Origin of the sequence: Cryptosporangium japonicum (assembly GCF_039524755.1) — a bacterium.
GTDB classification, from domain to species: domain Bacteria; phylum Actinomycetota; class Actinomycetes; order Mycobacteriales; family Cryptosporangiaceae; genus Cryptosporangium; species Cryptosporangium japonicum.
Genome location: NZ_BAAAGX010000035.1, coordinates 61,661 through 71,536, shown reverse-complemented (window position 1 = coordinate 71,536; position 9,876 = coordinate 61,661). Strand labels below are relative to the sequence as shown.

The following is a 9,876-nucleotide window of genomic DNA, read 5'->3' as shown; positions in this document are numbered from 1 at the left end:
CGGCCTGGTCGAGGTCGTGCAGCACGACGCCGACCGCGACGCCGTGCTCGTCCGCGAGGTCGCGGACGGTGTCCAGGGTCTCGACCTGGTAGCGCAGGTCGAGGAACGTGGTGGGCTCGTCGAGCAGGACGACGCCGGTGTCCTGAGCGAGGCAGGTCGCCAGCCAGACCCGCTGGAGTTCACCGCCGGACAGTTCGTCGACCGGGCGTTCGGCCATGGCCTCGACGCCGGTGACGCGCATCGCGGCGCGCACCTTCTCCGGGCCGTCCGCGTCGCCGGTGCCGAAGCGGCCGCGGTAGGGGTGGCGTCCGTAGGCGACGACGTCGCGGACGCGGACGCCGCCGGGGGTGGGGCGCGACTGGGTCAGCAGCGTGACGCGGCGGGCGAACTCCTTGGGGTGCAGTGCGGCGGCGTTCTGCCCGTCGGCCAGCGTGACCTCGCCCGCGGCCGGGGCGTGCAGGCGGGCGAGCGCGCGCAGGAGCGTCGACTTGCCGGATCCGTTCGGCCCGACGAGCGCGACCACCTCACCGGCCCGGAGCTCGAGGTCCGCGCCGGAGACGACGGTGCGGCCGTCGTAACCGAGGGTGAGTCCGGCACCGCGCAGCGCTGCTGACCGAGAATTCATGAGGTGAGGCTAGCCTAAGTTGAGGCGGCGTAGGTCTACAAAGGCCGCTGTGAACTGCGCCATTGCCGGTCCGGACGGCTTCTTGCCTGGCGCGGGGATGCTGTTAGGTTAGCCTCGCCTGATCCCCCCACGACCTGTTTGGAGCTTTTCCATGCGCTTGAACCGGTTACTCGCCGGTGCGGTCGCGGTGGCCATGAGCGTCGCTCTGGCTGCCTGCGGCGGCACGGACGACGACTCGGCGTCCGCGGACGCCTCGGCCGGCTCGGGGGCTTCGTTCCCGATCACGATCAAGCACGCGCTCGGCTCGACCACGATCGAGAAGAAGCCCGTCCGCGTCGCCACCGTCAACTGGGCGAACGAAGAGGTTCCGCTGGCGCTCGGCATCGTGCCGGTCGGCTTCGCAAAGGCCAACTTCGGCGACGACGACACCGACGGCCTGCTGCCGTGGACCAAGGCGAAGCTCGACGAGCTCGGCGGCGACACCAAGCCGGTGTTGTTCGACGAGACCGACGGCATCGACTTCGAGGCCGTCGCCGACACCCGGCCCGACGTCATCCTGGCCGCGTACTCCGGGCTGACCAAGCAGGACTACGACACGCTCAGCAAGATCGCGCCGACCGTGGCGTACCCCGAGGCGCCGTGGGCCACCGCCTGGCGCGACACGATCACGCTCGAGAGCGAGGCCCTCGGCCTGAAGAGCGAGGGCGAGAAGCTCATCGCCGACATCGAGTCGCAGGTCAAGGCCGAGGTCGGCAAGCACCCGAGCATCGCCGGCAAGAACGCGATGTTCATCACCCACATCGACCCGGCCGACCTGAGCAAGGTCACCTACTACACCGCGCACGACACCCGCGTGCAGTTCTTCGGCGACCTCGGCCTGAAGGACGCCCCGGCGGTGGAGAAGGCCTCGCAGAGCTCGAAGGAGTTCTCCGGCAGCCTGAGCTCCGAGCAGATCCAGGAGCTGAACGACGTGGACATCATGGTGTCCTACGGCGACGCGGACAACAAGCTGCTCAGCCAGCTGCAGGCCGACCCGCTGCTCGGCAAGATCCCGGCGATCAAGCGCGGCTCGGTCGTGTTCTTCCCCGGCAGCGGCCCGCTGGCCACCGCCGCGAACCCGACGCCGCTGTCGATCTCGTACGTGACCAAGGACTACGTCGAGCTGCTCGCGGCGGCCGCGGACAAGGTTAAGTGACACCGGAGGTCCAGACGCGCCGCCCGGCGCCGGTCAAGACCGCCTGGATCGTGATCGCGGTCGCCGCTCTCGCGGCGGCCGTGTTCGCGTCCGTCGCGATCGGCTCCCGGCACGTCGGCCTGGCCGACATCTGGCACGCGTTCGGAGGCCAGCAGGACACGCTGAACGAGGCCGCGGTCACCAAGCGCATCCCGCGCACGATCCTGGCCGTGGTCGTCGGCGCGGCGCTGGCCGTCTCCGGCGCGGTCATGCAGGGCGTGACGCGCAACCCGCTCGCCGACCCCGGCATCCTCGGCGTCAACATGGGCGCCGCGCTCGCGATCGTCATCGGCATCACGACGTTCGGCCTGACGTCGGTCACCAGCTACGTCTGGGTCGCGATCGCCGGCGCCGGGCTCGCGGCGGTGTTCGTCTACGCGGTCGGGTCGCTGGGCCGGGGCGGCGCCACCCCGCTCAAGCTCGCGCTCGCCGGCACCGCGACCACGGTCGCGTTCGTCTCGCTGATCCGCGCGGTGATCCTGCCGCGCGGCGACGTCTCCGGGGTGTTCCTGTCCTGGGAGATCGGCGGCGTCGGCGGGGCCACGTTCCCGAGCCTGCGCCAGGTGGCGCCGTTCCTGATCGTCGGGTTCGTCGTGTCGCTGGCCGTGGCCCGTCCGCTGAACTCGCTCGCGCTCGGCGACGAGCTCGCGACCGGGCTGGGCGAGCGGGTGCGCCTGACCCGGGCGCTGGCCGCGGTCGGCGCGGTGCTGCTCTGCGCCGGGTCGGTCGCCGCGGCCGGGCCGATCATGTACGTCGGGCTGATCGCCCCGCACGTCTGCCGGCTGGTCGTCGGCACCGACCACCGCTGGCTGCTGCCGTTCTCGGCCGTGCTCGGCGCGGTGCTGCTCACGGTCGCCGACACGCTCGGCCGGATCGTCAACCGCCCGGACGAGATCGACGTCGGCATCCTCGCCGCGCTGATCGGCGCGCCGTTCTTCATCTACATCGTCCGGAAACAGAAAGTGCGCGAGCTGTGAGCACGATCGAAGCCGTCGTCCGCGGCCGCAGGCGCCGCGCGCTCCGGCGCCGCGGCATGCTGACGCTGCTCGCGGCGCTGATCGTCGCCGTGTTCCTGGTGTCGTTGAGTGTCGGGCGCACCTACTACCCGCTCGCGGACGTGTTCGACGTGATCCTGGGCCGGATCGTGCCCGGCGCCTCGTTCACGGTCGGCGAGCTGCGGCTGCCCCGGGCGGTGCTCGCGGGCCTGACCGGGTTCTGCTTCGGCCTGGGCGGCGTCACGTTCCAGACCATGCTGCGCAACCCCCTCGCGAGCCCCGACATCATCGGGATCAGCGCCGGTGCCGGCACCGCGGCCGTGTTCGCGATCGTCGTCCTCGGGCTGTCCGAGACCGGGGTGTCGACGTTCGCGATCGTCGCCGCGCTGGTCGTCGCCGTGCTCGTGTACACGCTCTCGTTCCGCGACGGCGTCGCCGGTACCCGCCTGGTGCTGATCGGCATCGGGTGCGCGTCGATGCTCAACAGCGCCACCTCCTACCTGCTCTCCCAGGCCGGGCAGTGGGACCTGCAGCAGGCCACCCGCTGGCTGGCCGGCAGCCTCAACAACGCCACCTGGGCGCAGGTCGTCCCGGTCGCCGTCGCGATGCTCGTGCTGACGCCGGTGCTGCTGGCCTCGGCACGCGGCCTCACGCTGCTGGAGCTGGGCGACGACGCGGCCGCCGCGCTCGGCGTGCGGCTCGAGCGCACCCGGTTCCTGGTGATCGTCGCGGCCGTCGGCCTGATCGCGTTCGCCACCGCCGCGACCGGCCCGATCGCGTTCGTCGCGTTCCTGGCCGGCCCGATCGCGGCCCGGCTGTTCGGCGCCGGCGGCACGCTGCTGCTCCCGGCCGGGCTCGTCGGCGCGCTGCTCGTGCTCCTCGCGGACTTCGTCGGCCAGTTCGCGTTCGGCACCCGCTACCCGGTGGGCGTCATCACCGGTGTGCTGGGAGCGCCGTACCTCATCTATCTGATCGTCCGGTCGAACCGGGTGGGAGGCTCCCTGTGACCGCTGGCCACACGCTGAACGTCGAGCAGCTCTCGCTCGGCTACCGCGACCGCACGGTGATCGAGGCGCTCGACCTCACCGTGCCGCCGGGCCGGATCACCGCGATCGTCGGCGCGAACGCCTGCGGCAAGTCGACGCTGCTGCGGTCGATGACCCGCCTGCTCGCGCCGCGCGCCGGGCACGTCCTGCTGGACGGCAAGGCCGTGCACAAGATCCCGCCGAAGGAGCTCGCCCGGACGCTGGGCCTGCTGCCGCAGTCACCGATCGCGCCCGAGGGCATCACGGTGGCCGACCTGGTCAGCCGGGGCCGCCATCCCCACCAGCGGGTGCTGGCCCGCTGGTCGCGCGAGGACGACCGTGCGGTCGCGGCGGCACTCGACGCCACCTCCACCGCCGAGCTGGCCGACCGCTCGGTCGACGAGCTCTCCGGCGGGCAGCGCCAGCGGGTCTGGATCGCGATGGCGCTCGCCCAGCAGACCGACGTGCTGCTGCTCGACGAGCCCACCACGTTCCTCGACGTCAGCCACCAGGTCGAGGTACTGGACCTGCTCACCGACCTGAACGCCACCCGGGGCACGACGATCGTGATGGTGCTGCACGACCTGAACATGGCCGCCCGCTACGCCGATCACCTGATCGCGCTGGCCGAGGGCCGGCTGCACGCGGCGGGGGAGCCCGCGCAGGTGCTGACCGAGGACACCGTCCGCGCGGTGTTCGGGCTGGACAGCCGCATCATCACCGACCCGACGTCGGACAAGCCGCTGATGCTGCCGCTCGGCCGCCACCACGTGAACACGCCCGACCGCCCGTGACCGGCCGGTGCGGCGGACCGGGGCCGCGCGCGACCCCGGTCCACCGCCGGTGCTCCTAGCTCGACGGGATCTGGCCGACGACCCCCTTCACGAAGTAGTCGATCGACTCGATCGTCTTGTAGTCCGGCGTGGTGCCCGCGGGCACGCGCGTCTTCCCGGCCTGGTCGACGACCGGCCCGGTGAACGGCGAGGAGTCCTTGCTGATCTTCGCCTGCGCGGCGTCCACCAGCGACTTCGTGTCCGCCGACACGGTCGGCCCGTACGGCGACCGCACGAACGGGTTGTCACCGGTCTTGAGCCCCACCCGGTAGTTCGCGTTGTACTCGCTGCCGACGAACTTCCCGTCGACGACCGTGCGCACCAGCGACGTGTACAGCGGCCCCCAGTCCCACTGCGACCCGGTCAGCCAGCCCTTCGGGGCCAGCGCCGTCGCGTCGGCGTGGTAGCCGACCGTGTACTTGCCCGCGGCCTCGGTCGCGCGGATCACCGTCGCGGTGCAGTCCTGGTGCTGGCTGATCACGTCGACGCCCTGCGAGAGCAGCGACTTGGCCGCCTCGGCCTGCTTGGCCGGGTCGCACCAGCTCGACGTGTTCACCACGTACGTCTTCACGGCCGGATTCACCGAGGCCGCGCCGAGCTGGAACGCGTTGATGTTGTCGAGCGTCTGCGAGATCGGGAACGCGTACACGTACCCGAGCTTGTTCGTCTTCGTGGTCTTCCCGGCGACGATGCCGGCCAGGTACACCGGCTCGTAGACGGTGCCGAAGTACGTGCCGAAGTTCTTCGGCATCGCGCCGTCGACGATGTTGCCCTGCTGCACGACGACGACGTCCGGGTGCGCGGCCGCGACCTTCAGCGCCGGGTCCTTGTGGCCGTAGGAGGTCGCGAAGATGATCTTCGCGCCCTTGCGGATCATGCTCTCCATGACCCGGGTGGCGTTGTCGTCCTCGGGCACGTTCTCGGCGGTGAGCACCTCCATGTCCGGGTACGCCGTGGCGACGGCCTGGCTGCCCTGGTAGGCGGCCTGGTTGTAGCCGTAGTCGTCCTTCGGTCCGACGAAGATGAACCCGATCTTGTCCCCGCCGGTGCCGGGGGCGTCCCCCGACGTGCCCGACGACGAGGTCGTGCTGTTCGTGGCGCACGCGGCCAGCAGCGCGGTCGCCGCGACCAATCGCAGTAACTTCCACTTCATCGATGCGTCTCCTAGCGGGCGGGGGTGAGCTCGAAGACCCGCGACAGGCCTTCGGGAGCGGAGTTGACCTGCCGGCGCGCCAGCAGGACGAGGGCGAGGATCGTCACCAGGTACGGCAGCGCGTCGAGCGCGAACTGGTTGAACCCGTAACCGCGGGCCTGCAGTGCGGGGGAGAGCGCCAGTGCGGCCCCGAACAGGTACGCGCCGCCGACCGCGCGCAGCGGGTGCCACGCCGCGAAGATCACCAGCGCGACCGCGATGAACCCGCGTCCGGCCGTCATGTTCTCGAACCAGGCGTTGGCGTACGCGGTGGACAGGTGCGCACCGCCGACGCCGGCGAGCAGCCCGCCGCCGACCACGGCCAGGTACCGAACGACCAGCGGGTTCTTCCCGTACGCCGCGAGCACCTCGGGACGCTCGCCGGCGCCGCGAACGGTCAGCCCCCAGCGGCTGCGGTGGAGCAGCCACCACATCGCCGGCGCGGCCAGATAGGACGCGTAGACCAGCGGGTCCTGGGTGAAGAAGATCGGCCCCAGCCACGGCACGTCGGAGAGCAGCGGGATCGCCACCGGCCGGAACGGCGTGATCGACGCACCCACGTACGCGACGCCGAACATCGAGGTGAGCCCGAGCCCGAGGAACAGCACGACCAGGCCGGTGGCCAGCTGGTTCGCGCCGCGGGAGAGCACGAGCACGGCGTGCACCAGCGCCAGCAGGCCACCGGCGGCGGCCCCGGCCACCACGCCCGCCCACGGCGACCCGGTCTCCGCGGTCACCGCGTACGCGGCCAGCGCGCCGGTGAGCATGCTGCCCTCGGTGCCGAGGTTGATCACCCCGGCCCGCTCGGCCAGCGTCTCGCCGAGCGCGGCGTAGAGGATCGCGGTGCCGCCCCGGACACCGCCGGTGAGTACGTCGAGGATCATGCCCGCCTCCGAGAGCCCAGTACCAGCAGCAGCACGATCGCCATCAGCACGTTCACCGACGCGGCCGGCAGCCCGGCGTCGATCTGCAGGCTGTCGCCGGCCATCGCGATCGCGGCCAGCAGCAGCGCGGCCAGCCCGACCCGCAGCGGCTTGTGCAGGGCCAGCCAGCTCGCCAGGAACCCGACGTACCCGAAGTTCGTCGTCATGCCGGGACGCAGCTGGAACTCGGTGCCGGCGAAGTGGACGAGCCCGGCCAGGCCGGCCAGCGCACCGCCGACGAGCATCGCCGAGAGCAGCAGCCGGTTGACCCGCAGCCCGGCCTGCCGGGCCGCCTCGGGGTTACCGCCGACCACCCGCAGCCGGAACCCCCACGACGTGCGCGTGGTCGCCCACCACACGATCCCGAGCGTCACCAGCGCCACGACGATGCCGACGTTGAGCACGCCGCCGGGCACGAACAGCGGCAGGCGGGCGGCGTCGGCGAGCGGCCGGGACGTCGGCTGGCCGAAGCCCGACGCGTCCTTCCACGGGTCGTAGATGAGCAGCAGCATCAGGTCGATCGCGAGGAAGTTCAGCAGCAGCGTGCTGATCGCCTCGTTGACCTTCACGGTCAGCCGCAGCACGGCCGCGAGGCCGGCCCAGAGCGCACCGGCGGCCATCGCGGCCAGGAACATCACCAGCAGCACGGCGACGCCCGGCGCGCGGGGATCGAGCGCGAGGCCGACCCCGGCGGCGGCGACCGCGCCGACCACGATCTGCCCCTCACCGCCGACGTTGAGCAGGCCGGCCCGCGCCGGAACCGCCACCGCCAGCCCGGCCAGCACCAGCACCGAGGCGCGCACCAGCACGGTCTGCAGCTGGGTCGGGTCGGCCAGCGACGCGAGCATGTCGGCGTACATCGCGAGCGGATCGACGCCCTTGGCCAGCGCGAACGCGCCGAAGACGACCGGCGCGCCGACGAGCGCGACGAGCCAGCGCAGTGGGAACCTCCGCCGCTTCGGTGGGTCATCGACGGTGACGACCGGCGGATCGGCGACGGTGGTCATGCCTTTCCTCCCAGCATGAGTTGACCGATCGCGTACCGGTCGGTCTCGTCCGGGCGGACGGTCCCGGCGAGGTGCCCGTCGTGCAGCACCGCGATGCGGTCGGAGATCGCCAGCAGTTCGTCCAGGTCCTCTGACACGACGAGCACGGCCGCGCCGGCGTCGCGCTGCTCGAGCAGCAGCTGCTGGGTGCGCCGCACGGTCGCGACGTCCAGCCCGCGGCTCGGGTAGGCGGCGACCACCACCCGCGCGGACGCCCCCAGTGCGCGGGTGAGCAGCACCCGCTGGATGTTGCCGCCGGACAGGTCGGCGACGATCCGCTCCGGCGCGGCCATCCGCAGCCCGGCCCGTTCGTCGAGCGCGGCCGCGCGCTGCCGGGCGGCCGCCCAGTCGACGCCCGGTCCGCGGCGCAGCCCGTCCAGGTCGGAGAGCACCAGGTGCTCGAGCACGGTGAGGCCGGGCACGACAGCGTCGGTGATCGGGTCCTCCGGCACCCCGACCGCACCGGCGGCGAGCGCCTCGCGCGGCCCGGCGAGCGGGGCGCCGTCCAGCGTCACCGTGCCGGTGGTGGGCGTCAGCTGACCGAGGATCAGTTCGCAGAGCTCGCGCTGGCCGCTGCCGGCGACGCCGGCGACCCCGAGCAGTTCGCCCGGGTGGAGGTCGAGCGTGAGGTCGGTGAGCGCCGCGTGCCCCCGGTCTCCCGTGAGGCCGACGTTCCGCAACCGCACGACCGGTTCGGCCTCGGCGCCGTCACCGGCGGGCCGGGGCGGCGGGGGCACCGAGTGCCCGACCATCGCCTCCACCAGCTCGGCGTCGGTGTGGTCGGCGGGGACCGCGTCGGCGAGCACGACCCGGCCGCCGCGCAGGATCGTCGCGCGGTCGGCGATGGCCCGCGCCTCGGTGAGCTTGTGCGTGATGATGACGACCGACAGGCCGTCCGCGCGGAGCGCGCGGATCGCGTCGAACAGGCCGTCGACCTCCTGCGGGGCCAGCACGCTGGTCGGCTCGTCGAGGATGAGCAGCCGGGCGCCGGCCATCAGGACCTTGAGGATCTCGACGCGCTGGCGCTCGCCGATCGAGAGGTGCCGTACCAGCGCGCCGGGGCGGACCGGGAGCCCGTACTTCTCCGACGCCTCGGTGATCCGGCGGGCGAGCGCCCCGCGGTCGAGCCGCGGCCCGGCGCCGGGGAGGGCCAGGGCCACGTTCTCGGTGACGGTGAACGCGGGGACCAGACGGAGGTCCTGGAAGACCATGCCGATACCGGCGGCGCGCGCGGCGGCCGGCGAGTCCAGCGGCGTGGGGACGCCGTTGATCACGACCTCGCCGGAGTCGGGCCGGTGGACGCCGTAGATCAGTTTCATCAGCGTGCTCTTGCCCGCGCCGTTCTCGCCGAGCACGGCGTGCACCTCGCCGGCGGCGACGGTGAGATCGACCGCGTCGTTGGCCAGTACCTCGCCGAAGCGGCGGGTCAGTCCGCGGACGGCGAGCCAAGGGGGAGCGTCGGCAGGTGCGTCGGTCGTCGTCATGTGGGGTGGCCCATCGCCGGCCTCCGGGGGAGAGGGTTCGCGGACGCGTCCTATAGGACGCCCGGTCGATTTCGCGCACGTGACTACGCAGTAACGGTCTGAATGACTCCTGTGCACGGCGATTTACGGGCGGAATCGCCCTATAGGATCGAGACATGACGACGCCCGACGTGTTGAGCGCGCTGCCCCGGATCGAGCGCGTGCCGGGCGGGGGGAGCACCGGGGAGCAGGTGCACGACCTGCTGAAGGAAGCCATCCTGGCCGGGGTGCTGCCCGGGGGAACGCACCTGAACGCCGAGGGCCTGGCCAAGCAGCTGGGCGTCAGCCACATCCCGGTGCGCGAGGCGCTGCGGTTCCTCGAGGCCGACGGGTGGATCGACTACCGGCGTCACCTCGGCGGGTACGTGCGTGCGCGCACCGAGCCGGAACTCGCGGACCTGTTCGAGGCCCGGTACGAAGTGGAGGGGCGGGCGGCGGCCCTGGCCGCCGAGCGCCGGACGCCCGAGCAGCTGGAGCTGC

At 72.3% G+C, this 9,876-nt stretch carries 10 protein-coding genes; 5 read left to right on the top strand and 5 right to left on the bottom strand.

What is annotated here, in order from left to right; all coding sequences use genetic code 11:
- Positions 1-625: ABC transporter ATP-binding protein (locus ABD437_RS37895; RefSeq protein WP_344653812.1), on the bottom strand; the 625-nt coding region annotated here is incomplete at its 3' end.
- A 151-nt stretch (positions 626-776) separates the two neighbouring features.
- On the opposite strand from ABD437_RS37895, the gene ABD437_RS37890 reads away from it, so the two are divergent.
- From ABD437_RS37890 to ABD437_RS37875, 4 genes are read left to right on the top strand one after another with little or no spacing between them, the layout of a single operon-like run.
- Positions 777-1,820 (top strand): iron-siderophore ABC transporter substrate-binding protein, encoded by a 1,044-nt coding sequence (locus tag ABD437_RS37890; RefSeq protein WP_344653811.1) that lies wholly within the window; start codon positions 777-779, stop codon positions 1,818-1,820.
- A complete protein-coding gene (locus ABD437_RS37885; RefSeq protein ID WP_344653810.1) occupies positions 1,817-2,836 on the top strand; it encodes a FecCD family ABC transporter permease in 1,020 nt (339 codons plus the stop codon). Before ABD437_RS37890 ends, ABD437_RS37885 begins: the two co-directional genes overlap by 4 nt.
- 56 nt (positions 2,837-2,892) lie before the next feature.
- Positions 2,893-3,861 (top strand): FecCD family ABC transporter permease, encoded by a 969-nt coding sequence (locus ABD437_RS37880; RefSeq protein WP_344653859.1) that lies wholly within the window; start codon positions 2,893-2,895, stop codon positions 3,859-3,861.
- Positions 3,858-4,673, top strand: coding sequence for an ABC transporter ATP-binding protein (locus ABD437_RS37875; RefSeq protein ID WP_344653809.1), 816 nt, complete (start codon positions 3,858-3,860; stop codon positions 4,671-4,673). The genes ABD437_RS37880 and ABD437_RS37875 overlap by 4 nt, the downstream gene beginning before the upstream one ends.
- Positions 4,674-4,728: 55 nt before the next feature.
- Here the strand turns inward: ABD437_RS37875 and ABD437_RS37870 are convergent, their stop codons facing one another.
- The 4 genes from ABD437_RS37870 to ABD437_RS37855 are packed head-to-tail and all read right to left on the bottom strand — an operon-like array spanning position 4,729 to position 9,357.
- A complete protein-coding gene (locus ABD437_RS37870) occupies positions 4,729-5,865 on the bottom strand; it encodes a BMP family ABC transporter substrate-binding protein (protein ID WP_344653808.1) in 1,137 nt (378 codons plus the stop codon).
- An 11-nt stretch (positions 5,866-5,876) separates the two neighbouring features.
- On the bottom strand, positions 5,877-6,788 hold the full coding sequence (locus ABD437_RS37865) for an ABC transporter permease (RefSeq protein WP_344653807.1): 912 nt from the start codon (positions 6,786-6,788) through the stop codon (positions 5,877-5,879).
- Positions 6,785-7,834: an ABC transporter permease gene (locus ABD437_RS37860; RefSeq protein ID WP_344653806.1), complete on the bottom strand. Its 1,050-nt coding sequence runs from the start codon at positions 7,832-7,834 to the stop codon at positions 6,785-6,787. Before ABD437_RS37860 ends, ABD437_RS37865 begins: the two co-directional genes overlap by 4 nt.
- Positions 7,831-9,357 (bottom strand): ABC transporter ATP-binding protein, encoded by a 1,527-nt coding sequence (locus ABD437_RS37855; protein WP_344653805.1) that lies wholly within the window; start codon positions 9,355-9,357, stop codon positions 7,831-7,833. The genes ABD437_RS37860 and ABD437_RS37855 overlap by 4 nt, the downstream gene beginning before the upstream one ends.
- A gap of 155 nt (positions 9,358-9,512) precedes the next feature.
- On the opposite strand from ABD437_RS37855, the gene ABD437_RS37850 reads away from it, so the two are divergent.
- On the top strand, positions 9,513-9,876 hold a 364-nt coding region (locus ABD437_RS37850; RefSeq protein WP_344653804.1), incomplete at its 3' end, for a GntR family transcriptional regulator.